General features: G+C 57.6%; 19 protein-coding genes and 1 pseudogene. 12 read left to right on the plus strand and 8 right to left on the minus strand.

Annotated elements, in window-relative coordinates; all coding sequences use genetic code 11:
- The first annotated feature begins 2 nt into the window (after window positions 1-2).
- The 9 genes and pseudogenes from glcF (at window position 3) to IEQ42_RS19970 (ending at window position 12,476) form a co-directional block, all read left to right on the plus strand.
- Window positions 3-1,223, plus strand: a complete 1,221-nt coding sequence (gene glcF / locus IEQ42_RS19930; RefSeq protein ID WP_210704843.1) for a glycolate oxidase subunit GlcF — start codon at window positions 3-5, stop codon at window positions 1,221-1,223.
- An 88-nt stretch (window positions 1,224-1,311) separates the two neighbouring features.
- Window positions 1,312-2,700, plus strand: coding sequence for a 2-oxoadipate dioxygenase/decarboxylase HglS (gene hglS, locus IEQ42_RS19935; RefSeq protein WP_210704844.1), 1,389 nt, complete (start codon window positions 1,312-1,314; stop codon window positions 2,698-2,700).
- Between the two features lie 438 nt (window positions 2,701-3,138).
- Window positions 3,139-3,654, plus strand: coding sequence for an Hcp family type VI secretion system effector (locus IEQ42_RS19940; RefSeq protein ID WP_007919523.1), 516 nt, complete (start codon window positions 3,139-3,141; stop codon window positions 3,652-3,654).
- Window positions 3,655-3,786: 132 nt separating this feature from the next.
- Complete coding sequence (locus IEQ42_RS19945; protein WP_210704845.1) at window positions 3,787-5,835, plus strand: type VI secretion system Vgr family protein; 2,049 nt, start codon at window positions 3,787-3,789, stop codon at window positions 5,833-5,835.
- Window positions 5,836-6,708, plus strand: coding sequence for a DUF4123 domain-containing protein (locus tag IEQ42_RS19950; protein ID WP_210704846.1), 873 nt, complete (start codon window positions 5,836-5,838; stop codon window positions 6,706-6,708).
- Window positions 6,705-10,124, plus strand: a complete 3,420-nt coding sequence (locus IEQ42_RS19955) for a toxin VasX (protein WP_210704847.1) — start codon at window positions 6,705-6,707, stop codon at window positions 10,122-10,124. The genes IEQ42_RS19950 and IEQ42_RS19955 overlap by 4 nt, the downstream gene beginning before the upstream one ends.
- On the plus strand, window positions 10,117-11,307 hold the full coding sequence (locus IEQ42_RS19960) for a DUF6708 domain-containing protein (protein ID WP_228732009.1): 1,191 nt from the start codon (window positions 10,117-10,119) through the stop codon (window positions 11,305-11,307). Before IEQ42_RS19955 ends, IEQ42_RS19960 begins: the two co-directional genes overlap by 8 nt.
- 136 nt (window positions 11,308-11,443) lie before the next feature.
- A pseudogene (locus IEQ42_RS19965) lies at window positions 11,444-11,833 on the plus strand (contractile injection system protein, VgrG/Pvc8 family); the annotation flags it as partial.
- 145 nt (window positions 11,834-11,978) lie between these two features.
- Window positions 11,979-12,476, plus strand: coding sequence for a hypothetical protein (locus IEQ42_RS19970; protein ID WP_210704849.1), 498 nt, complete (start codon window positions 11,979-11,981; stop codon window positions 12,474-12,476).
- Window positions 12,477-12,521: 45 nt separating this feature from the next.
- Here the strand turns inward: IEQ42_RS19970 and IEQ42_RS19975 are convergent, their stop codons facing one another.
- Window positions 12,522-13,334, minus strand: coding sequence for a VanW family protein (locus IEQ42_RS19975; protein WP_210704905.1), 813 nt, complete (start codon window positions 13,332-13,334; stop codon window positions 12,522-12,524).
- A gap of 229 nt (window positions 13,335-13,563) precedes the next feature.
- Here IEQ42_RS19975 and IEQ42_RS19980 point away from each other — a divergent pair, with 229 nt between their 5' ends.
- On the plus strand, window positions 13,564-14,391 hold the full coding sequence (locus tag IEQ42_RS19980) for a glycosyltransferase family 2 protein (RefSeq protein WP_210704850.1): 828 nt from the start codon (window positions 13,564-13,566) through the stop codon (window positions 14,389-14,391).
- A 340-nt stretch (window positions 14,392-14,731) separates the two neighbouring features.
- On the opposite strand, the gene IEQ42_RS19985 is transcribed toward IEQ42_RS19980, so the two are convergent.
- The 7 genes from IEQ42_RS19985 to IEQ42_RS20015 all read right to left on the minus strand — a co-directional run bounded on the left by IEQ42_RS19985 (window position 14,732) and on the right by IEQ42_RS20015 (window position 21,994).
- The gene (locus IEQ42_RS19985; protein WP_210704906.1) at window positions 14,732-15,316 is read right to left on the minus strand and encodes a hypothetical protein; all 585 of its coding nucleotides are present in this window, start codon (window positions 15,314-15,316) and stop codon (window positions 14,732-14,734) included.
- Between the two features lie 86 nt (window positions 15,317-15,402).
- Entirely contained in the window at window positions 15,403-15,585 is a 183-nt protein-coding gene (locus tag IEQ42_RS19990) for a hypothetical protein (RefSeq protein WP_042559760.1), read from the minus strand.
- Between the two features lie 11 nt (window positions 15,586-15,596).
- Window positions 15,597-15,839 carry a hypothetical protein gene (locus IEQ42_RS19995; RefSeq protein ID WP_210704851.1) on the minus strand — a complete coding sequence of 81 codons (243 nt, stop codon included), beginning with the start codon at window positions 15,837-15,839 and terminating at the stop codon, window positions 15,597-15,599.
- Between the two features lie 80 nt (window positions 15,840-15,919).
- Complete coding sequence (locus IEQ42_RS20000; protein ID WP_210704852.1) at window positions 15,920-16,987, minus strand: lipocalin-like domain-containing protein; 1,068 nt, start codon at window positions 16,985-16,987, stop codon at window positions 15,920-15,922.
- Window positions 16,977-19,448: an FtsX-like permease family protein gene (locus IEQ42_RS20005; RefSeq protein WP_210704853.1), complete on the minus strand. Its 2,472-nt coding sequence runs from the start codon at window positions 19,446-19,448 to the stop codon at window positions 16,977-16,979. The genes IEQ42_RS20000 and IEQ42_RS20005 overlap by 11 nt, the downstream gene beginning before the upstream one ends.
- The gene (locus tag IEQ42_RS20010) at window positions 19,445-20,098 is read right to left on the minus strand and encodes an ABC transporter ATP-binding protein (RefSeq protein WP_210704854.1); all 654 of its coding nucleotides are present in this window, start codon (window positions 20,096-20,098) and stop codon (window positions 19,445-19,447) included. The genes IEQ42_RS20005 and IEQ42_RS20010 overlap by 4 nt, the downstream gene beginning before the upstream one ends.
- A gap of 198 nt (window positions 20,099-20,296) precedes the next feature.
- Entirely contained in the window at window positions 20,297-21,994 is a 1,698-nt protein-coding gene (locus IEQ42_RS20015) for a sulfatase-like hydrolase/transferase (protein ID WP_210704855.1), read from the minus strand.
- A 388-nt stretch (window positions 21,995-22,382) separates the two neighbouring features.
- On the opposite strand from IEQ42_RS20015, the gene IEQ42_RS20020 reads away from it, so the two are divergent.
- Together IEQ42_RS20020 and IEQ42_RS20025 are read left to right on the plus strand one after the other, a co-directional pair.
- On the plus strand, window positions 22,383-23,735 hold the full coding sequence (locus IEQ42_RS20020; RefSeq protein ID WP_042559765.1) for a UDP-glucose dehydrogenase family protein: 1,353 nt from the start codon (window positions 22,383-22,385) through the stop codon (window positions 23,733-23,735).
- The gene (locus IEQ42_RS20025) at window positions 23,732-24,769 is read left to right on the plus strand and encodes an NAD-dependent epimerase (RefSeq protein ID WP_210704857.1); all 1,038 of its coding nucleotides are present in this window, start codon (window positions 23,732-23,734) and stop codon (window positions 24,767-24,769) included. The genes IEQ42_RS20020 and IEQ42_RS20025 overlap by 4 nt, the downstream gene beginning before the upstream one ends.
- Window positions 24,770-24,785 lie beyond the last annotated feature (16 nt).

Here is a 24,785-nt window from a genome sequence, read left to right on the forward strand (position 1 = left end):
CCATGCAAACAACCCTCAGCGAGCAATCCCGACAATTGCCCCGCGCCGCCGAGGCGGAAAAAATTCTCCGTAGCTGCGTGCATTGCGGTTTTTGCAACGCGACGTGTCCGACGTATCAGTTGCTCGGCGATGAACTCGATGGTCCGCGCGGGCGCATCTATCTGATCAAGCAAGTGCTCGAAGGCGCACCGGCGACCGCACAAACGCAACTGCATCTGGACCGCTGCCTGTCGTGCCGCAATTGCGAAACCACCTGCCCGTCCGGCGTCGACTACCACAACTTGCTCGACATCGGTCGGGCGGTGGTTGATCAGGCAGTGCCGCGTCCGGCGGCGCAACGCCTGTTGCGTGAAGGCCTGCGCGCACTGGCGCCGAATCCGCGATTGTTCAAAGGTTTGCTGCGGGTGGGCGCTACGTTTCGGCCGCTGTTGCCGCGAATGTTTGAAAGCAAACTGCCGCAGCCCATGCGGACGTCGGGGTTGCGTCCCGTCCCTCGGCATGCGCGCCGCGTCATGCTGCTGGAAGGCTGCGTGCAGCCTGGTTTGTCGCCGAACACCAATGACGCCACGGCGCGGGTGCTCGACCGACTCGGCATCAGCGTCATCCCGGTAGCCGAGGCCGGTTGCTGTGGGGCGCTGGATTATCACCTCGACGCCCAGGCCAAAGGTCTCGACCGCGCCCGGCAGAACATCGACGCCTGGTGGCCACACCTGCAAAACGGTGCCGAAGCCATCGTGCAGACCGCCAGCGGCTGCGGCGCGTTCATCAAGGATTACGGGCATCTGCTCGAGGCCGATCCGGTCTATGCCGACAAGGCACGGCGGATCAGCGAAATGACCCTCGATCTGGTGCAGGTTCTCGCGCAAGAACCGCTGGAGCAGATCTGCGCCGCCAGCGAACAGCGGATCGCGGTGCATTGCCCGTGCACCTTGCAGCACGCGCTGAAACTCGGCGGTGCGGTGGAAGCAGTGCTGACCCGCCTCGGCTTCAACCTGACGGCGGTGCCGGACGGCCACTTGTGCTGCGGCTCGGCGGGCACCTATTCCCTGACCCAACCGACACTGGCGCGGCAACTGCGCGACAACCGCCTCAATGCCTTGGAAAGCGGCCGCCCGCAGTTGATCGTCACCTCCAACATCGGTTGCCAGAGCCACTTGGCCAGCGCCGGACGCACGCCGGTTGTGCACTGGATCGAACGGGTGGATCAGTCGTTGGCAGAATGAAGTTCGTAGGATTCTTCGTTTGCCCGCGCAGGAGAAGGCTGCGATCTTTTCTCCTATCCATTACGTGACCGTGGCAGGAATTTATTTCATGACCGTGCAGCCTTTCGTCAGCCCCGACCTGATCCGCCAGCGCTTCTCCAAAGCGATGTCCGATATGTACCGCGAAGAAGTGCCGCTGTACGGCGCACTGATGGAACTGGTGGAACAGACCAACCGTGACGTGCTTTCCCGTGAGCCCGGCATCGCCAGGCAGCTAGACAACACCGGCGAAATCGAACGCTTGCACATGGAACGCCATGGCGCCATCCGCGTCGGCACCGCAACGGAACTGGCCACCCTCGCCCGCTTGTTCGCGGTCATGGGCATGCAACCGGTGGGGTATTACGACCTGACGCCGGCGGGCGTGCCGGTGCATTCGACGGCGTTTCGCGCGGTGCATGAGGATGCGCTGCAAATCAGTCCGTTCCGAGTGTTCACGTCGTTGTTGCGGCTGGAGTTGATTGAAGACCCTGAGCTGCGCGCTTTCGCCGAGTCAATCCTGGCCAAACGCTCGATCTTTACCGACGCGGCGCTGCGTTTGATCGCCCAGGCTGAAACGGCTGGCGGACTCAACGAAACCGAATCGCAGGAATTCGTCCTGCAGGCATTGGAAACCTTTCGTTGGCATCACAGCGCAACCGTTACCGCTGCGCAGTATCAGACGTTGAGCGCCCAACACCGGTTGATCGCCGATGTCGTGGCGTTCAAAGGCCCGCACATCAACCACCTGACCCCGCGCACGCTGGACATCGACATCGTCCAGGAACAGATGCCGGCCCATGGCATCACGCCCAAAGCGGTGATCGAAGGCCCACCTCGCCGGCAATGCCCGATCCTGCTGCGCCAGACCAGTTTCAAAGCGCTGGATGAGCCAATCGCATTCACCGATCAGAGTGAAACCCGAGGCAGCCACAGCGCGCGTTTCGGCGAAATCGAACAACGCGGCGCCGCGCTGACACCCAAGGGTCGGGCGCTGTATGACCGTTTACTGAATGCTGCCCGCGATGAGCTCGGTGATTTCCCCAACGAAGGCAATGCCTCACGCTACAACACGCTGATGACTCAACACTTTGGCGAATTTCCCGACAGCGTCGACGGCATGCGCGAACATGAGTTGGCGTACTTTCGCTACTTCGCTACGGAAAAAGGCGTGGCGTCGGGTAGCCTCGGTGACGCCTCGCTAGAGGATTTGTTGCGCAATGGTTATGTGAAAGCTGAGCCGCTGGTGTACGAAGATTTCCTGCCGGTCAGTGCAGCAGGAATTTTTCAGTCGAACCTTGGGGATGCGGCGCAGGCGCACTACGGCGAGCACTCCAATAGACAGGCGTTCGAACAGGCTCTGGGGCGCTCGACCATTGATGAGTTGGGGTTGTATGCAGAGACGCAGAGGCGTTCGATTGAAGAGTGCGCGAAAGTGCTGGGGCTGAAAACAATCTAACGGCAGGTCGTCGGTGGATCAAAAGATCGCAGCCTTCGGCAGCTCCTACATTTGGAATGCATTTTTCCTGTAGGAGCTTCCGAAGGCTGCGATCTTTTGATTTTTTAGCCAGCGCACTGCCAGTGATGGCTTTCGGCCGTGCTGCGCAAGAAGTTGCGCAGCACCCCGTAATAAAACACCCCTCTGAAGCGCTACAGCCCATACGCCACGTGGCCTGCAGCCAAGTGCGCAAGAAGTTGCGCAGTACTGCGCAACTTCTTGCGCACTTTTGCCCTAGCTCCCCAGTGAAAAACCCTCACAATCGCAGGCCAGAGCACTCTGCCCCCCGCCCTCCGGGGACTTGGCAAAACCTGGCACGCTCCTTGATAACAGTCAGGCACCCACCGGGCGATTTCGCCTCCCGGGCACCTTAAATTTATCCGCAAGGAGAGCACCCCCATGGCAACACCAGCGTACATGTCGGTTACCGGCGAAAAACAAGGCCTGATCACTGCAGGCGCATTCACCGCTGACTCCGTTGGCAACACCTACCAGGAAGGCCACGAAGACCAGGTCATGGTTCAGGCTTTCAGCCACGACGTGATCATCCCGCGTGACCCACAATCCGGTCAGCCAACCGGTCAGCGCGTTCACAAGCCAGTTGTGATCACCAAGGTCTACGACAAGGCTTCGCCTCTGCTGCAAGCCGCTCTGACTTCCGGCGAGCGCATGAGCGAAATCGTTATCCAGTGGTTCCGTACTTCGGCTCAAGGTACTCAAGAGCACTACTACACCACCAAACTGGAAGACGCGATCATCGTCGCCATCAACAACAAAATGCACAACTGCCAGGATCCAGGCAACTCGCACTTCACCCACCTGGAAGAAGTGCAGTTCACCTACCGTAAAATCACCTGGACCCACGAAGTATCCGGTACTTCGGGTTCCGATGACTGGCGTGCTCCAGTCGTTTAATTACGGCTGATCGTTACAAGCATCGGCCAGCTCTGCTGGTCGATGTTGTTTACGCCCCTCCAGAATTTCGCGTACGTTGACCCGCTTTTGCGGGCGTCGACGAGCGCCGCTGCACAGCACGAGGAACAAGGGATGTTCGCGCCGGCCAATGAAACCCACTTTGCCCTGACCATCGAAGGTCTTTCCGCTGATTTCCAGGTGTTTACCCTGCAAGGTCGGGAAGCCATCAGCCAGCCTTTTGTGTTCGAGGTGGAACTGGTCAGTGAGCAGCCGTCGCTGGACCTCGAAACCCTGCTGCACAAACCGGCCTTCCTGCAACTGTCGCCCGACGGCAGCGGCATCCACGGCCAGATCTACCGCGCCGCGCAAGGTGATTCCGGCAAACGCCTGACCCGTTATTCGGTGACCCTGCGCCCGCAACTGTCGTACCTGGCGCACCGCGTCAACCAGCGCATCTTCCAGAACCTCACGGTGCCGAAAATCATCGGCCAAGTGCTGGAAGAGCACGGCATCCAAAGCAACGCCTACGAATTCAAAACCGGTTCGATCTACCCCGAGCGCATCTACTGCGTGCAATACGACGAGTCGGACCTGCACTTCATCCAGCGCCCGTGCGAAGAAGAAGGTATTCACTACCACTTCCTGCACAGCGCAACGGCGCACAAACTGGTGTTCGGCGATGACCAGACGGTGTTCCCGAAACTCAAGCCCGTGGCCTATCAGCAAGACTCCGGCATGGTCGCCAGCGACCCGGTGATCAAGCGCTTCGACCTGCGCCTGGAAACCCGCACCAGCCGCACCACCCGTCGCGACTACGACTTCGAAAAACCGCGCCTGACGCTGGAAAGCGAAAACCGTGGCGACGCCCTGCCCGACCTCGAAGACTACGACTACCCGGGCCGCTTCATCGACCGCGAACGCGGCAAACACCTGGCCAAACGCGCCCTCGAACGCCACCGCAGCGACTTCCAGCTCGCCGAAGGCAAGAGCGATCAGCCGTTGCTGGTCAGCGGCCATTTCCTCGCGCTGACGCAACACCCGAAAGCCAAGTGGAACGACCTCTGGCTGCTGACCGAAGTCCTCCACGAAGGCAAACAGCCGCAAGTGCTCGAAGAGTCGGTGACCAGCGACACCACCGCACTCAAAGACGATTTCCATCAGGGCTACCGCAACCGTTTCCAGGCCACCCCGTGGGACGTACCAAACCGCCCGCCCCTGCGCCATCCAAAACCGCGCATCCTCGGCAGCCAAAGCGCCGTCGTCACCGGCCCCAAAGGCGAAGAAATCCACTGCGACCAGTACGGCCGCGTCAAAGTCCAATTCCACTGGGACCGCGAAGGCCAGGCCGACGACAAAACCAGCTGCTGGCTGCGCGTCTCCAGCGCCTGGGCCGGCGCCCAGTACGGCGGTATCGCCATCCCGCGCATCGGTATGGAAGTACTGGTCACCTTCCTCGAAGGCGACCCAGACCAGCCACTGATCAGCGGCTGCCTGTACCACAAGGAAAACACCGTTCCGTACGCGCTGCCGGCGAACAAAACCCGCAGCACCTTCAAAACCCTCAGCTCCATGGGTGGCGGCGGCTACAACGAACTGCGCATCGAAGACAAAAAAGGTCAGGAACAGATTTATCTCCACGCCCAGCGCGACTGGGATGAGAACGTCGAACACGACCAGAAAATCCGCGTCGGCAACGAACGCCACGACACCGTCGAAAAGAACAGCTACACGGAATTCAAAGCCGAAGAACACCACACGGTTTATGCCGATCGCAAAGTTGAGGCCCGGGCGAATGATCACCTGACCGTGGGCGTCAATCAGCACATCAAGATTGGGACTGGGCAGTTCATTGATGCAGGGCAGGAAATCCACCTGAGCAGCGGCATGAAAGTGGTGATGGAAGCCGGCGCGGAACTGACCCTGATCGGTGGCGGCAGCTTTATCAAGATCGATGCTGGCGGCGTGACCATGAGTGGGCCGGTGATCAATATGAACTCCGGCGGTGGACCGGGCAGTGGCACGGGCGCTGCGCCGTTGTTGCCGGGGCCGTTGAAGCAGGCGGATGCGGATAAGGCCGGGCAATTGTTAGTGCCCGCACAGCGGCAAGCGTTGATGCAGAAGAAGCCGATTTGTGCGGTGTGTGAAGCCGCCAAATTGGCCGCGCAAAAGGAGGCACAATAAATGATCGAACTACCGCCGCTCCCGAGTGATCTGCCATGGAAAACCCCAGCCTATCTACTGCTGGATGGCGTCAGTGTTCCCAACCTCGCGCAGCAATTGTTTCAGTGGGACAACCAAGCCTACAGCCTGTACCAGTCCACTCGCTGGCAGGAGCTGGCAGATATCTCGCCCTATTTGATTGCTCTCAAAGGCGCCAACGATCCGCTATTGGCGTACTTCACAGAGCATGCATCCGAGGAGTGGGGTTATCTGCTTTTCAGCGACGTCGATGCGCATGCGTTATGGGAGCATTGGCGCCACTTGCTAAGCGTGGAACATCCGAGCGGCGTGGAAGTCATGCCACGCATTGCGGATTCGGCGGTCATGCATCAGCTATTTGGGCTGGCTGAAAAAAACAGCAGCGCGCGCTGGTTCGGCCCGGTCAGCCATGTCTGCCTGCCTGACGGAGTAGCAATCAACTGGCAGCAACACACGCGCCCGCAACCCGCCATTGCTGAACCCGAGACCTACCGTTTAACGGATCAAGAACTCACCGCGCTAGGCGAAGTCGAGTTTCGTAATTTCGTCTCAGGTCTCGCTGAACACTTGCACACCTACTTTGCGGACTTCATGGCAACTTTTGCACCTGAAGATCGACGCCCGTATGCGCAAGCACTCGCGGATGATGCCTATCAAAAGGGTTTCGCCTCCGAACAGAAAATCACCCTCTACGCGAACGTTTACGGTTACCTGGCCGGTGAGCCACTCACTGATCATCCCGACATCGTTCAGCTACTGACGCAATCGTCACTTGAAGCACCATTGAAACGCGTGGAACGCGCTGCGAAACTGGCCGAACGCCGTGCCGCCGATCGACAAGGAAGCCTATCGTGACCGCTCATCAAACACCAAAACCCAGTGCCAATACTGCCGCGATGGCCAAGCCCTCCAAGGACACTCGTGTGCCGATGGGCGTCTGCCCGCTGATGAACAAGAAAGTGCAACTGCTGCCGCTACGTTACGGTCTGGTTCAGCACCTTGATCCGGCTTCCGAGCTGTCGATGCCGTACAAAACCAAAAGCCAGCCACTGGGCATTCGTTTGCTGCGCGACGGCTATCTGTACATCGTCAATGGCACCACCGGTTACCTGCACGAATACCGCATCGAGAAAGGCCAGATCACCAAGCTGCTGTGGAACAGTCAGGAAGTGTCGGGCGACACCCGAACCAGTTCGGTCGGTGAGCCGCATCTGGTGTTCACGCGCCAACACACCTTGTACGCCAGCTACTCCGAGATTCAGTGGACGGCCTTCAAATGCTCGCAAGTGCTCAATTCCAAGGATGAGCGCAAGCGTTTGATGCAACAGCTCGAATTGGCAAGCGCCTGTCCGGAAAAGGGTGGGGAGCATTTGTTGAGCAAGCAGCAGGCGGAGAGTTGGCTGGCGGAGGTGAAGGAAGATCAATCTCGATCCGACGCCAAGCCAGAGGGCTCGAACCCACAGGAAAGCGTGGCCTATCACTGGGAGGATCAACCACTCTTCAAGCAAACCGCCATCGAAAGTCTGACCAGTAACGTGCAAGGCCCTTACAAGGATGATTACCTGTTTCTGGTGCTGCGTGACGACATTGGCGTAATGCGTGATCTCGCCAGTGCCCAGTTGAAAGTGGCTGACTGGATCGAGCAATGGAGCGTAGATGACCAGTGCCAGGCGCAGTACCTCACCGGTTCCTATATCCAGTCCTTGTATGACGTCAACAGTTCGCGCCTTGAAGCCTTGAGTCAAACCGACCCAGCGATCAAGGCCTTGAAGGATGAGACCAACGAAGAACAACAATCGAAGATCTACGAGTTTCTGAAAGTACGTCGCGATCACAAGTATCCGGGCCCGTTCGGTACAGAAGAACATTGGCGAAGAGCCGCGAAAGTCAACGTCTACGCCCGCGCCTACGTGGATATGACGGACTCTCTTGGGCAAGAGCTTCATCGCAAGCATTACGACACGATCAACAAACTCAGCTTGCAGAGTTGGCAGACACTGCACGGCAAAGAACTTGGTCAGCGTGGCATTGACGACCTGATCAACAGGCCTGACATGGAAGCCTTTGTCATAAAGCAGCAAATGCTGCTCAGTCACTGGCACACCCGCCTGCAGAATATCCGTGACGACCGCCTCGCGATGTTTACCAGTGGCTACTTCCACAGCGCCGCCTGGTATTACGATTTCAAACTCGATGCGCAAATCAAGCATCGTCTGGAAACCGAATTCGTCTGTGTCGCCGCCATGTGTGCAGATCCCGCCGCAGTCGCAAAACTTGCGGCCTACATGGAAGCCAATCTCCTGACCGTCGTACCTGGGCTAGACACCCTGACCCTGGCCGCACAAGTCGACGTAGCCAAAAAACTCGCGGACTTGAGCAGTTTCTCGATAAACGTGATCTCCGCCAAGGAGAACCTGGCCAACGTCAACGTGCTGACCAACCAGTTCCACAGCCTGATGACCGAGCGCCTGCCCAACTACGCCAAATTGAACACCCAGTTCATGGGCATGCAAAGCATGCTGGACGAAGCCTATAACCCGGCTCGGCAGATGAGAATTGCCGACGAACTGGACAAGGCTCACGACCTCTTCGCGCGCGCGCAGACCATCGACCCCAACAACTACATCCGCAAGATCGGCGCGCCGGCGCGATTGCAGTTGCTGCGCGAATTCTCCCGCCAGGGACTGACGTTGCGGGGGGCATCCGCCGCTGAAATCAAAGCGTTTAACGTAGCCCGCGATCAGGCGCTGGAACTGCGCAGTCAGTTGAAGGAAAAATACAAGCTGCGCAATCGCGAATTGTCTCTGCAATCCAGCGGTTCGGGCAATCCGGACAGACTAGTGCACTACAACCAACAAATTACCCAAATCAAAAGCTCGCTTCTGCCATTGGAAGAGAGGCTCAGCGACGCCTTGACGGTAGGCGCCGACGGTCCGGCGAAAATCGGTACGGTGATCGACGGACTGGACCCGCAGTTGCGCGCCGAGATGGGCAGGACGGTACGAGACTTCCGCGCTACAGGGACTTTTAACAAGCCGCTCGCGGGGGCCATGAAGTCGAAGGGGGATGGGATTGCGTTTGCGTTGTTTGTGATTCAGGGGCAGAAATTCATAGAGGCGATGAGTTCTCTTGCAACAAAGACAACCACTACCGCATCTGAGAAATTTACGGCCTTTGAATCATTCATAGGGATGTCGTCTGCAGGTTTTGCGTCAGTCCAAGGATTATCCGTCACCATTTTCCAAGCGCATATCGAGCAAATGGAGAGTGCCGCAGGAAAATTGAACACGATGAGTCGCTTAGGCCGCTGGAGCGGCATCGCGGGATTGGGGGCGTTCGGATTTGGAATGGCGGCTGCAGCAATTGATCTCGGCAAACATTCTCTTCAGTGGGGTAAAGCTCTGGCACAAGGAGACTATAAGAGTTTGGGCGCCACAACGATGCAAATCGCAGGTGATGGAATATTGGTTGGTACAAATACCTGGGCGGCCAAGCATACGGGGACCATCGCCACAAACATTATGAAGGCACCGACCGAGTTGCGAGCTCTTGCATGGGCAGAGGCCAGCCCTCGCCTTTTAGCCATCGGAGCTCGCGCCAACCTGATAGGCTTGATCGCTACAGCCCTGCAACTGGTTGGAGAAGGTCTTTACAACTACTTCAATTTAGACGATCTGCAGAAATGGATGAAAAGCAGTGTATGGGGATCTGAGACCGAGAACCGTAGCTTTCAAGATGAGTGGAATGAACTGGCGAAAGTGGTACAAAAACCAACATGCGAAATGATCCGCAATGAAAAAAAGCAAACCTATCTGAAGCTGGTAATGCCGGGAGTCAGCACAGAGGAAATGGACAGTCGAAAATTGCAACTACAGTTGTACGAGAGATATCTCGATACCACACACCAAAAAATCGGTGCGGGACCTTTTCCTCTACGCTGGAAAAACTGTACTGAAACTTGGGTTACACGGCTCGTAATCGCTAGCAAGGGAAAGGAAGCATTAACACTCCACTTACCAATCAGCGACTTATTGCAGACCAAGAATTTTGCCATGGCTTTCAACATTGCATATCAATTGGAGGCCGAACGAGACGTCATGCACCAGACCTGTTTTGAAGTAAAGGATTGGCACATCACTGGTGCCCCCTATGCGCCTATGCCCACAAAAGGTGTGTTTAAAGTTGAGTCCATTGACAATTTCCCAGTAAAAACGAGCAAGTCTCAATTCATACTATTCAGAAAAGAAGACTTGGCGACTATCGATGTTTAAGAATCTCTTCAAACGTAAAGACAAACCTCTGACTGCCGAATCCCAGCTGGATATTCGAAACCAGCGACCTCACGCTGGGGAAATACGCGTAAAAGCATTGAGCGAGACTTTGTTTCTGTCGCCCTTGCCGGTTTATACAGGCCAGCCCCAATCATCTCGCCGTAATTTCTCTGAAATGAACGATATCTTTCTAGAGCTAGGGGGTAACAATTGGGGAATGGTCGAGCAAGGAAAAATCTTGGCGGCTGGAATATGGATGATGATAAGTACGGCGTTCATAGCACCTGTACTTATATCCATCTGGCTCTGTACCTTTCAGCCGCCCGGTATTGATCGAGATTTTCTCGACACGGTTACAGGCTTTCTGCAAGTGTTTGCCACAGGATCACTCCTCCTGCTGATTCCACTGGGTGCTTACGCTTACGGAATGTTCTCCGGCGTATTCAAAGCAGCAAAAACCTACCCCGTCCGCTTCAACCGTCAACGCCGCGAAGTCTGCTACGTCGACAGCAAAACCCATCGTGCCCTGATCGTACCTTGGGAAAACGTCGTGGCCTGGGTTTCCAACACCCAAGGCGTCACCAGTTACGGCGCCACCCGCCAGTACACGTTCGGCATGGGTCTTGAGGATGACGAGCAGGACAAAGTCCAGTTCATCCTGTTGCCACAGCCCAGCGATGCACACGCTTTGGGAATGTGGACGTCCATCCGCAATTACATGGAAGACGGTCAATTAGTCGATGTGCCAAACCCGATGCTCAAGGCACTGGGATTGATTCCCACCGGGGATCGACTCAAACCGTACGAAGGGCTGCACACCTTTGATATCGAACGCGAAGACGCACGCGCGATGGGTTCGCTGGACGAGGGCGGCGACGAACTGACGCCCGAGCAACGCGAACACTACGGCTACTCGAAAAAATCCTATTGGCCACTGCGTCGTTGGTACATGTGGCGCGTGCTGAGTTTCTGGAAAATGCCTTACATACTCGCCGAATGGGCGCATCGCAAAGGTCGGCCTACGCTTCCAGAACAGGTACAAACATGGTCTCAGCCGCTGCCACAAGACCAATGGGCCAAGCCCACCGCTGCATTGGTGAAAGCCAATCAAATGGTCAAGACCGCCATGGACAAGAAAGGCCTGACGTTCGTCGAAGCGTGCAAAGCAGCTGGTTTGCATTAACGGAATGCCAACAAGGGGTTAGGCAGCACACACACCTACTCGGATACCTAAGCTACGTTCAGTTCGATGAGAAAGGCACATGGTTCGATGAGCATGGCCTGTTCCTGCCAGAAAAACTCTTCGCTGCGCTGGAAGCGACCCGGTGATCAAGCGCTTCGACCTGCGCCTGGAAACCCGCACCAGCGGCACCACGCGCCACGACTACGACTTCGAAAAACCGTGCATCAGCCTCGAAAGCGAAAAGCGCGGCGACGCCCTGCCCGACCTCGAAGACTACGATTACCCGGGCCGCTTCATCGACCGCGAACGCGGCAAGCACCTGGCCAAACGCGCCCTCGAACGCCACCGCAGCGACTTCCAGCTCGCCGAAGGCAAAAGCGATCAACCGTTGCTGGTCGGCGGCCACTTTCTAGCGCTGACTCAATACCCGCAAGCCAAGTGGAACGACTTGTGGCTGCTCACCGAAATCCTTCACGAAGGCAAACAGCCGCAAGTGCTGGAAGAGTCGGTGACCAGCGACACCACCGAGTGAATTAAAGGAAAAGCGTTTGCTTTCGAATGGAAAAAACGCACGCTCCCCTTTCCTGCTCGATCCTGATTACGGGTATTAGAGCCTCAAGCTGCATCAATCCTCGAACGCTTACTCTCCGAATATGCCCCAAGGAAAACCGATGAACATCCGCCAAATCAAACTCGCCAACGGCTGGACCGCCATCTTCGAAAACAACGGTGAGTTCCACATGGGTGCAGAAGGTTGGAGCTTGCTACTGCAAGGGCCCGATAACAGGACGATCCAGTATTTCGCCGACCAGATTGTTCTGGTCAACGATGAAGACGGTAGTCAGGCCAATTCGTGCATTCGTTTATCGAGTGATGGTGTTTACGGGTACTTGAGCACAGCCGTTGATAATTGCTGGGTAATCGATTTTGCGCGGGGCATGATCGCGCCGCATCGAGTGAGCATTCGTCATTACCATGACGCCTACGATGAGAGCGTTGCGCTTTGCGAGCAGCCGGCCTTCAAACGTGCGCGGCAGTACATCAGTGTTGTCGGAAGATACATTTATCTGACCTTTCCGCTGACCAGAGAAGAGGATTTCCCCAAGGTATGGGATGAATATCTGTCGATACGCAGACGCCAGTTCGACGAGCTTTATTTCAGAAACTGATCAGATCCGGCGCGCCATCGTCAGCAAAGCATATTTGCGCCAGCCCTATCCGATCAACTCGTCCGCCACCGCATACTTGACCACCACACGATTGCGATAAAGCCTTTCGCGCATCACCAATGCCCCCACCTGCCCCTTTTCCCGAACTTCCCGCCAGATCTCATTTTCCCGATATACCCGCTCTCCTTCGCGCACAAACCGATGCCCTTCCTGGAAAACGTGATACCGATACGCCCGCACCTGATCACATAACAACTCCCCTTCCAGTTGCGTCTGCCCGACATTCAACTTCAACTGAAAACACCGGTCTGTCGGGTTATGCAGCACCAGGTCAATGTAGTTATAGAAAATCGCCGCACCGGAGCCAAACGGCAGTACTCGTCCCTCATCCGGAAACGGATCGAAGCTGTGATTGGAGCGCTCGACCACCACCAACGGTGAATGTATGGCCATCCAATGAATCAGATTGCTCAATTGGCATATCCCGCCACCGACGCCGGTGCGGGCCTCACCGAAGGACAATTCCATCCCTTCAACGTAGCCACGTTTACGCGTTGGGCGGCCGACGAGGCGGCAGAAGGAGAAATGTTCGCCAGGCGCGATGATGACGCCGTCGATGGCGGCGACGGCGAGTTTGAGGTTGATGACTTTGTTGTGTTGCAGGGCGAGGTCGGAGTCGCCGAGTTTACGGATGAGTTTCGAGGTGTGTTTGAGGTAGCGAAATGGCAGGCGTTCGGTCGACACAAGGGGTCGCGCGTAACGCTTGCTGGAGCAGTGCCAGGCGATGTGCCGGAACAGTCTTTTTTGCCACACGCGCAGCCAGTACAAGGCCGGGTGGTAGAGGGAAAGTGGTTTCATCCGTGACGCAACGGCGATCGCCGCTTCTTCCTTGAATCGTGGATTGGGCGGGCATTCTAGCCTGTAACCCGAGCGCGCCAAGCAAATACAGCAGCTTTCTCTCGACTCACTTCGACACATTCTGAAGCGCTGCCAGACCTGCATATTAAGGTTCGGCTAAGGTTGCGTCACTACCATCCCGGTCCATTAGCCCCCTGTCGTCATTGAACCGTGGATGAGTTTTTCTGTTATGAATGCGTTTAATCTGCCAACCCAACCACAGCCGAACTTCAGCCTTGTCCTGGTCAATTACAAGACCGTGGACATTACCCGGATGTGCCTGGAACTATTGCACCAGCACGTCCAGAAACAGCGCATTCCAGTGTGGGTGGTGGACAACGATTCAGCGGATGAGAGTCTGGATTACTTGCGTTCGCTCGACTGGATCAACTTGATCGAGCGGCCTTCTCCGGGCAAAGAAGCGGGCCATATTGCCCATGGCAAGGCACTTGATCTGGCGCTGGAAAAGGTTGAAACCGATTATTTGTTTTTGCTCCACACCGACACCTTCGTCTATGACAAAGAAGTGTTTGAAATGATGCTGCGCGAGTGCACAAAAAGTGCGGACATCGCCGCAGTTGGTTGTGTCGAGCAAATCAATCGGGGGATATTGCGGGATACCTGGCGTTTAACTTCACGCTTTTGCAAGCATTATGTTCGTCAGGCAAAAGTTCGTCTGGGGATGAAATCCAAACCGCCAAGACCTTATAAGGAAACTCACCTGAAAAGTTTCTGTACGTTGTGGAACGTGCGACTGATGAAGTCTCAAGGCCTGCACTTCTGCATGGATGATCGCGTACCCGGTTACACGCTGCAGGATCGAATGGTGAGCCTTGGATACGGCATCAAGCTGCTGTCGCCGCGCAAGATCTTCCGTTATCTCGATCACATCCAGGCAGGAACGGTCGCCGCTGCGGGCACCTACGGGAAAAATCACCGTCGGACGAAAATGTACCAGGCGACTATCGAGCGCTTCCAGGGACAGCGAGGCAAACGCGGGATACAAACATCGATTTAACTCACAGCAACAAAAAGGGTGACTTTAAAAGTCACCCTTTTTTTAACTGAAATTGTATACATTTGCTCCGATGGAGGTGTTCGCCCAGTGTAATGGCCTGGCAATCCATGCACCGGTAAAGAGCCCTGACACTGGGCGAACGCGAAGGATTTTAATAGAAGTTGGCGGATATGTCGCCATACTTCAATGTAAATATTATGTACAAGAAAGTTAATAGATATTTATCCATGAAATTCCACACGAACCTTTCACGAAACTTTCAGAAACCCTGAGCCAACTAATAGTATGACTACTCTAATACAAAGACTGTACAAGAGCAGTCATTCTGTAGAGCTATAACTCAACTTTCGTGTTGACTGGTCACTTTTAATACATCGGTATAAGTGACTACAACGCTCTGCCCGACTTTGAGATTTTTCAGTTTGTCCTGAATTTCAGGCCGTTCGACGTTGAGGGTTTTCGATACGCCAGCAGGGTTCTGTAGCGTCACCTGATTTGTCTTCAAATCAATTTTGGTGATTTTCAATTGCACCTGAACCTGACGGTAAGCTTCGCCGCCGGGATTGCTGCTGCCCGGAGCATTGCGTATCTCGCCGGTTCGCTCGGTGGTGCCAGGCAGACCTTTATCCACATCGGTATCGAGATAGGCCGCAACGGAGCGCATGACCTCCACGGTAACCTGGTCGCCAACCTTGAGATTGGCGAGGTTTTTCGCCTTCTCCGTGAGCTGTACGTGAACTTGCGTGCCTTCTGCGCCTTCCAGCACAACCTGATGATTCTGTGCATCAACCGCTAACACTTTGGTGGTGACTTTGTCGGCTTCAACCGTTGCCGACAGCGGTATGTCGGCGGCAAACGCGGAGAGACTGGAGGCAGACAGCAGCGTTGCGAGGGCGATGGACCTGGCGAGTGCATGAGGCTTCATAAGCGTACTTTCCCTGTCGTTGAGTGGCAGCACCCGACGCCGGAATCATTTCAGACGCGGGGTGTGTCACTGAGCATAGACGCTGGTCAGGGCTTGGCTTTGGTTTGTGGCGCGGCTGTTTCCTGTGCGGTCGATTCGCCACTGGCCGTGCCTTTAGCGCTCTCTTCACGCTGCTTCGGATCGGTAGGACGCAGAGCGTCGTTGTCGCGCTCGGTTTCCCCCGCTGGCCGGGGTTCGTCAGGATGCTGGTTTTCAGATTCAGGTTTCATCGGTGTTGTCCTCAGGCGTCAGGGTCGTCAAGTTCGCGGGCGACGTTTACGGCGGGGGAATCCTTGTGCAGGTCATCGGCTTTGGCGCGCAGGATCTGCCATTGCTCAAGGTCGATGGCGCCCTGCCCGAGCAGGTCGTCGGCGATGCGTTGCAGGTCGAGGAAGTGAGCGTCGGGGGATTGCTGCCACAAAGTGTCATCGTCGAACAGACGTTGCCAAGTGGTGAGGTCTTGGGGTTGCAGGTCGTCGCTCATCTCTGGTCCTCAACAGGAAGTACCTTTTGTAGAGGTTCGACGACCAAATGGAGTTCAACCGGATCCACGCAGGAGTCGCATCAGTACCCGGTCATTTCCAGATACCCCTTGCCGCCGTGGCTGCCGCTGACACGCACCGGGCCTTCCCAATAGGGAATGCGCAGGTCCATCCATGCGTTGGAGTTGAGCGCCGAAAGGCTGATGTCGAGGTGCTTGTCTGGAATGCTGATCGTCCAGCGCACCGGCATCGCGCGGCCAGCGACCTTGGCGGTGTCTTGCGGGATAAGTTTGATCTGCTCGCTATGCAGCGTTTGCGTCTGGCCGTCAGCGCCGATCCAGGTGCCGGTCAGGTACGGCGCGCCCTCCTTCTGGCGCATGCGATAAAGCATCAGGTGTTCGCCGCTGTCCAGGTGCAGGGAGAACCAGTCCCAGCCAGTCTGGCTGGCGGTCAGCGGCTGGCTGCTCCACTCGCGGTCGAGCCAGGCAGGACCGCTGACGGTGTAAGTCTTGCCATCGATCTGCAGCGTGCCACTGGCCTGAAAAAACGGTTGGCTGTAGTAATACGATGCCTGCCCTTGTTCGGATTTCTGGCTGAACCCCTTGTCGCCCTGCAGCACCAACGGACGGCTGGAGGTGAGATGCAGTTGATAGGCAAATGATCTATCACGCGCACTGAGTTGCAAGTCAGTCAAAGGATCGACCGCCTGACTGCTGAACTGCCAATCATCGATCCACGCCTCGAACGGCGCCAAACGCACGCCGGCCTGACCAACGCCGCCACGGGCATAACGCTCGGCGGCATAATGCGCCGTTGCCGAAGTCACTGCCGCATGGCCCAGCCAGATCGTTTGACTGCCCCAACCTGCCTGCTCCGGCACCGGTTTAAGGGCGCTGCGAAACAGCGTCCATTGCACACCGAAATCATTGCCCTGCTGATCCTTGAGATTGGCGGTGACGTACCACCACTCAATGCGAAACCCCTCATGGACGCCATGATCCGCCGGAAAGCTGAACACCCGCCCCGGCACCACCGGCGTAAATGCCTGTGCCTGATTGCCCATTCCGGCAAAGCCCTTTTGCTCGGGCACTGACTGATCGCAGCCGCCGAGCAACAGCAGAACCATCAGCACAACGAAGTCAGTCCTCATGGGCAAACGTCCTCAGCAGATCCGCCGGTTGCGTGCGGTACAGCGAATACAACGGCCACGCCGACGCCAGCAAGGTGGCCAGCAACGCCAACCCCATCAGTTGCAAAAGCTGCCACGGGAACACGCGCAACGGCAGACGCCAGCCAAACGCCTGCACGTTGATCACCGCGTCCAGACACCACGCCAGCGCAATTCCCAGTGGCAGCGCCAACACCAGCGTCAGCACCGCCAGCAACCAGGTCTGACCGAGGTTGAGCAGCATCAATTGGCGCCGTGTCACGCCCAGTGCCCACAACGGCGCGAGTTGCCCGAGGCGGCTTTGGCTCTGGGTCAACAGGCTGATAAACAGTGCCACGCCCGCGACCGCCAGGGTCAAGGTGTTCAAAGCCGCCGTGGCGGCGAAGGTGCGTTCGAACACTTCAACCGACCAGCCCTTGAGCCGCGCCTGATCGACGATGCGGCTGTCATCGAGTTGAAAACGCGCCTGTAATGCCCTCAGAAATGGCGGAATGTTCTCTGGGTCGATACGCAGATTGAAACGGTTCGGCGTCAACTGCGGCCATCCGCGCAGCAGATGGTTGCTATTGACCAGCAAATGGCCCTTGGGATTGCCGTAATCGGCATAAATGCCAACGATTCGCGGCGACCACGCGCCATTCGGAGCAGGTATCGTCAGGCGATCACCGGCGCGCACCTGCAGGCGGCGGGCGAGTTGCTCGCTGAGCATCACTGCATCATCCGTCGCCAGATGCGCCCATGGATCACCGCCACTGGCATCGAGCAATGGCCAGTGCTGGCGATAATAAGGATGATCAATCACCCCGTAGACATCTGCCGGCCAGCCTTGCAAGGTGACCGCGACTTGCAAGTTGGGCAGCACCGCCGTCACCAGTGGCTGCTGTTTCAGCCAAGTGGACATCTCGCGGGCCTGGGCCGGGTTGCTCGGATTGATGTAAAGCTCGGCGCTCAGGCGTTGTTCGAGCCAGTCGTTGAAAGTCTGGCGAAAACCGGAGGTCATGCTGCCAGCGCCGATGTTGGCCGCCAGCGCCAGAAGCAATGCCATCAGCGCCAGGCTCAGTGCTGGCAATTGTTGGCGGCAGTCGGCGATAAACCATTGGCCGAGCACCGAACGACTGCGCCCGAGCAGTTGATTCAACACGCCACTCAGCAGCACCGGCAAGGCCAGCGCGGCGCCGAGCAGCAACCCCGCCATCAGCACAAAACCGCTGGCCAGGCTGTCGCCCCAAAGCAACGCCACCAGCGCAATCACGCCCAACACCAGGGCCAGCCAGCCCTGACGCCGCAACCAGCGCATGTATTGCTCATGCCAGGCTTGCGGATCTGCCACCGCCAGCAGCGGCAAACGCGCTGCACGAAGCAGGCTGTTGGCACCGGCCAGCAAGGCGCCGAGCAGGCTCAAACCGATCCCGCTGAACCACCACCAAGGGCTCAGACGCAACTGCCCCGCCACTTCTGCGCCGTACAACCCGCGCAGGCTGGCGGCGACATCCGGCAGCAACACACTGGCCAGCCAGTAACCGCTGATCACTCCGAACACTCCGCCGATCAGCGCCAGCACACCCAATTCGAAAATCAGGCACCCCATCAACATCCGCGCGCTGACCCCGCAGGCACGCAATGTGCGCAGCAGGCCACGCCGTTGCTCCAGCGCCAGACCGATGGCCGCATGCACAATGAATAAGCCGACAACAAACGACAGAAAACCCAAGGCATCAAGATTGAGGTGAAAGCTCTCGGTCAGGCGCGCCAGATTGTTTTCCTCGCCACTGCTCTTGAGCTGCAACTGGCCTTTGAGCGTGGCCGGCAACTCGCCTTGAAAATCCTTGGGCAACAGCAAACGCGAGAGTTGTCCGGGTTGTTCGAGCAGGGTTTGCGCGACGCCGATGTCGACCAATAACACGCCCGGCGCCATGTCCTTTTGCGCCAGCAACGGCGGCAACGTCTGGCCACTGACCGTTTGCGGCGTAGCGCCTTCGCGCAGGTTCAGGGCCTGCAGGGTTTCCGGGGAAATCCACGTACTGCCCGGCGGCGTGAAGAATTCGACGACACGCTCGATCGGCATCGCCTGCCCGGCCACAGCGGAATCGGCTGGCAGCGACACCGGTTCGATGCCCATCAGTTGCAGCCGTTGATTGTCGTGATTCTTGAGGTTCAAGCGTCCATTCAACAGTGGCGACACCGGCCAGCCCTGGCGCCGCAGGTCGATGAACCATTGTTGGGGGAACGTCGCACCGCTCGGTGTACTGAGGCTGGCTTGCGGTTCGCCGCCGATCAGTTGGCTGGCGCGAGCGTAGCTGTCGCGAGCCTGACTGTTCAGCGCCTCAACGCCAGTCAACAGGCTGGTGGCCAGCCACAACCCGGTCAGCACACTGAAAAACTGCACCGGGTGCCGTCGCCAATGGCTGAGCAGCGCACGCAGGGTTTGCCGGAAGACAATCACGTCAAACGTCCGCTGGACAGCACCACTCGCTGCGCCAACCGCGCCGCCACCCGAGGGCTGTGAGTGACCATCAGCAAGGTCGTCGGCGTGTCGTCGAGCAGTTCCAGCAACAATCGCAGCACTTCGTCACTGGTCGCTTCATCGAGGCTGCCGGTCGGTTCGTCGGCCAACAGCAGTTTCGGCTGCGAGGCCAGCGCCCGACCCAACGCGACACGCTGCTGCTGACCACCCGAGAGCTGCTCGGGATAGCGCTTGAGCAAATCGCCCAGGCCCAGACGCTGCACCAGATGCGCCTGCCAACGCGGATCGTGACGCCCGGCCAGGCGCGCCTGAAACGCCAGATTGTCTTCGACGCGCAAGCTTCCGATCAGGTTGAACTGCTGGAACACCAAGCCGATTTCCGTGCGCCGCCAGTTGGCCAACTGCGCTTCGTTCATGCTCTCGAGCCGATGCTCGCCGCTGCGAATGCTGCCGCTGTCGACCTTGTCGAGACCGGCGATCAAGTGCAGCAAGGTGCTTTTGCCACTGCCGGATTCGCCCATCAACGCCAGACTGCTCCCGGGTTCCAGCGTCAGGTCGACGCCTTGCAGCACGGGTAACGGGCCTTGGGGGGTAAGGTAACTTTTGCAAACGTTTTGGATCTGGAGCATGCCGCCACCTGATGAGTCAGTGTGGGGCAAGAATAGCGGATGACGGTGACAGACCTGAATCCTGCGTTGAATCACACGGCCTCATCGCAGGCAAGCCAGCTCCCACAGGGTGCGAGGGTGAACGCCATAGTGTGAACACCCTCAATCATTGTGGGAGCTGGCTTGCCAGCGATGAGGCCAGTTCTGCCCATATAAAACCTACTGCCCCGCCGCCACACTCGCCGGCGCCTGCGTCGGCGTCACTATGCTGCCCAGATCAATATGTTTCCACTCCGGCTTGGCCCCCAACCGCGCATTGAAGCGATAGTTGAAGGTGAACTCATCCACCGTCGGCACCGTCAGCGGCTTGCCGTACACCGATTCGATGCCCGCCAGGTCATACCCCATCAACTGCAACAGCGTAGGGAAGATGTTGTAGTGACTGGAGCGATCCTTGTTCGCCGCCAACTGCGCCGACCAGTCGAAGGTTTTCAGATCGCGGCCCTGAATCACCACCAGCGGCACCAGGCCCTCCTCCTCCACCGGGTCCCCGCCGCAATGGGTATTGAGCCCCGGGTTACCGCGTTCGTGCAGATCCTGCCCGTGATCGGAGGTATAGATCAGCAGTGCATTGTTCAGATTGCCCTTGGCCAATACCCGCGCAAAAAACTCGCCGACGTTCCATAAAACCGTGTTTTTGTAGGCGTTGCGGTAAAGCACCCAGTCATCCACCTGACCATTGAAACCGTCGCGTTCACCGGTATCGGCGACTTCCGTGAACTGCCCGCGCGGCAGGGTCGGGCGGTAAGCCATGAAGGCATCCGGGTATTTGTCGTGCACCGGAAAATGCGCGCCGACCTTGTTGATCAGGATCAGCTCGGGCTTGTCGTCGTTGAGCAGCTCGATCAGCTTCGCGGCGGCGGCCATATCTCGGTCGCGCACGCTGGTGCGGTCGAATTGGACAAACTCGTCGATGTCCTTTATCTCGGCGTCGTTCATCAGGTTCTGCAGGTTGCCACCGGTACGTTGGGCGTCGATGTACACCGTGCGCAGGCCGGCCTTTTTTGCGTACTGCCAGATCGACGGCAGGGTGCTGTTGATGCGCATGTAGTCGGCGCGGGTGCCACCGTAGCGCAGGGTGATGTTGGTGTCGGCGCTGCAATTGGCGATGGACGCGGCATAACCGTAATTGAAGATGTCGACGCCTGCGTGGGGCTGTTTGAGGTTGCTGTGCACGCCAAATGGCGCGTTGATATCCAGATAATTGCCGGAGATGCTTTCGTCGATGATCAGCACGATGTCGTGCCCCACCGCTTGCGAACTGCGCGCCAGCGTGACCGGCTCACGCGGGCCGACGGTGTTGTGCAGCGCCTCATAGGCAAACAGGTTCAGATAGGCTAACGGCGTGTACATGATCGGCAAACCGCGAGCACCCTCGCCCGCGCGCAAAAACAGCACCGCGCTGAGCAGCAGCACGCCACACAACGGCGCCGCCACGCGCAACGCGTTCGGCACGATGAGCGAATGGCGCGGCTTGAGACCGATGGCAAACAACAGCAGCAGGCCATTGAGCGCGCTGTGGATGATTGCGTCCCGGTACTGGTAAGCCGCTTCCTGAATGAAGCCGCCGGAATACACCAGCGAGACAAAATTGCTGTAGCTCAGGTAATCCGCGGTGACCCGGGTATAGATGTCGAAAAACACCGCCGAACCAAACATCACCAATGCGAATAGATGTCGAATGAGTGTCTGCCGTATATACGCCGTTAGATATAACGCAAAAGTAAGCGCCAAAAACATCGCGCCAAAAAGAAGTATAGAAAAACCCAGGCCGATAGCATTTACCCGCTCAATGTAATAAGCGGAGTAAAACAACAAATAGATAATTAAAAGCAGTTCTTTCGCATATCTGGACATGGCGATACCGGTCGTGCAAAAAGGCGGGGAGTCAAAGGTTTGTCGGGTAGAACCTGACACTAGCACCCAGCCATCAAAGCGCAAGAATTGACTGATTCTCCGGTAAAGCGTCAAAAAAACGTTGACTCAAATCTGACACACCTTCAGCTCCAGAAGCCTTTAAATGTAAGGCTTACAACCGTTTATCGCTTATTCTGAATCTGAACAAATCTGCAAAAAATCAACAAATCCAATCGCAGCAATGACTTGATGGCCAATCGCCAAAAAACCCTCAAGTGTTATACAGGTGCAACATGTCATTTTGCTGACACGCTTTTCAAACACTGCGCTATACCCCTTCTACGGTCTTCTAAAAACTTCTTCTTTTCGCTCTATCGAGGGTGCGCAGATGGACGTGAGCGTATTTGGCACGGGCTATGTTGGACTTATACAAGCTGCCGCACTTGCAGATGTCGGACATCGGGTTTTATGCGTTGACATAGACCCGAAGAAGATTAAACAACTGCAACAAGCGGTGCCGCCCATTAGCGAACCAGGGCTGTCCAGCGCACTTGAAGAAAACATCAAGGCTGCGCGCCTTCTGTTCAGCACTCAGGCCAGCGACGCGGTCGAACACGCCGAGCTGATTTTCATCGCGGTCGGCACCCCGGCCGATGAAGACGGCTCAGCTGACCTCAGCCATGTGCTCAACGTTGCCCGGCAGATCGCCGGTTTAATGGAGGCCGATCGTACCCTGATCATCAAATCCACGGTGCCGGTCGGCACCGCCGATCAAGTTCTCGCCACCGCCAACAGCGAATTGCTGCGCCGCGGCAGGACCGATTTGAACGTGCGCGTGGTCTCCAACCCCGAATTCCTCAAAGAAGGCAGCGCACTCGCCGATTGCATGCGCCCCGACCGGATCATCGTCGGCACCCGCGATGAAGAGGCCCGCGAGCAAATGAGCGAGCTGTACGCGCCGTTCTGCCGCAACCACGAAAAACTCATGTTCATGGATAACCGCAGCGCCGAGCTGACCAAATACGCGGCCAACGCGATGCTCGCCACGCGCATCAGCTTCATGAACGAGCTGGCCAACCTCACCGAGTTGCTGGGCGCCGACATCGAATCAGTACGCAAGGGCATCGGTTCCGACCCGCGCATCGGTTATCACTTTATCTATCCGGGCTGCGGCTTCGGTGGCTCGTGTTTCCCCAAGGATCTGCGCGCCCTGCTGCACACCGCCGAACACAACGGCATGCCGTTGAAACTGCTGCGCAGCGTCACCGACGTCAACGACAGTCAGCGGCACATCCTCTTCAGCAAGCTGAAAGCGCAGTTCCCCCAAGGCCTGGCCGGCAAGTCCATCGCGATCTGGGGCCTGGCGTTCAAGCCCAATACCGACGACATGCGTGAAGCCCCCAGCCGTTACTTGATGGATGCGTTGTGGGCCGAAGGTGCCAGCGTGCAGGCCTACGACCCGGAAGCCATGTCCGAGTGCCGGCGTCTCTATGGCTACCGTAACGATTTGCACCTGTGCGCCACCCGTGACGACACGCTGGAAGATGCCGATGCGCTGGTGATCTGCACCGAGTGGAAAAACTTCCGCGTGGTGGATTTCGAGTGGCTGGCCAGCAAGCTGCGAGCGCGGGTGGTGATTGACGGACGCAACCTTTACAACCCGGAACATCTGGCCGCTGCAGGCCTGCATTACAGCGGCATCGGCCTGCGCCACATCGCCCCCGAAGGGCTGCGCCCATGAAAATCCTGGTCACCGGCGCGGCCGGCTTCATTGGTGCCCATTGCGTTTTGCGGCTGATGCGCGACGGACACACAGTGGTCGGTCTGGATAATTTCAACGCCTACTACGATCCGCAGCTCAAGCACGACCGCGTGCAATGGGTGCGTGAGCAGGTCGGCGATTTCCAGCTCGCTACGGTTGACCTGGCCGATGCGTCGGCCATCGAAGCGCTGTTCGTCCGGGAATGTCCGCAAGTGGTCATCCATCTCGCCGCGCAAGCCGGGGTGCGTTATTCGCTGGAGAATCCACGGGCGTACCTGGACAGCAATCTGCAGGGTTTCCTCAACATTCTGGAGAGCTGCCGGCAGCATCCGGTGGAGCACCTGATCTACGCCTCGTCGAGTTCGGTGTATGGCGCCAACCAGACCACGCCGTATTCGGTGAAGGACGGCGTCAATCATCCGCTGTCGCTGTACGCAGCGACCAAGAAAGCCAACGAACTGATGGCTCACAGCTACAGCCACTTGTTTGGCATTCCCTGCACCGGGCTGCGCTTTTTTACCGTGTACGGGCCGTGGGGCCGGCCGGACATGTCGCCGATCCAGTTCGCCAAGGCGATCAGCGAGGGGCAACCGCTGAAGCTGTTCAACTACGGCGAGCATCAGCGCGATTTCACCTACATCGACGACATCATCGAAAGCATCGCCCGCCTCATCCCGCAACCGCCACAAGCCAACCCTGAATGGAACCGCGAACAGCCCGACCCCGCCAGCAGCATGGCGCCGTGGCGGCTGTTCAACATCGGCGGCCAGCACCCGGTGGAATTGAAAACCTACCTGGCGCTGATCGAAAAACACCTCGGTCAAAAAGCCGTGGTCGAGCTGCTGCCCTTGCAGCCGGGCGACGTCCTCAACACTTGTGCCGAAGCCAGCGATCTGGCCCAGGCCACCGGTTTTCAGCCCCGAATAGCGCTGGATGACGGACTCGGGCGCTTCATCGCCTGGTTCCGTGACTACTACCCAACTGCCTATCGCCCACGCGCCGCACGCGGCTGACCATCAGTGGAGAACG

Origin of the sequence: Pseudomonas iridis (assembly GCF_017980685.1) — a bacterium.
Classification (GTDB): Bacteria; Pseudomonadota; Gammaproteobacteria; order Pseudomonadales; family Pseudomonadaceae; genus Aquipseudomonas; species Aquipseudomonas iridis.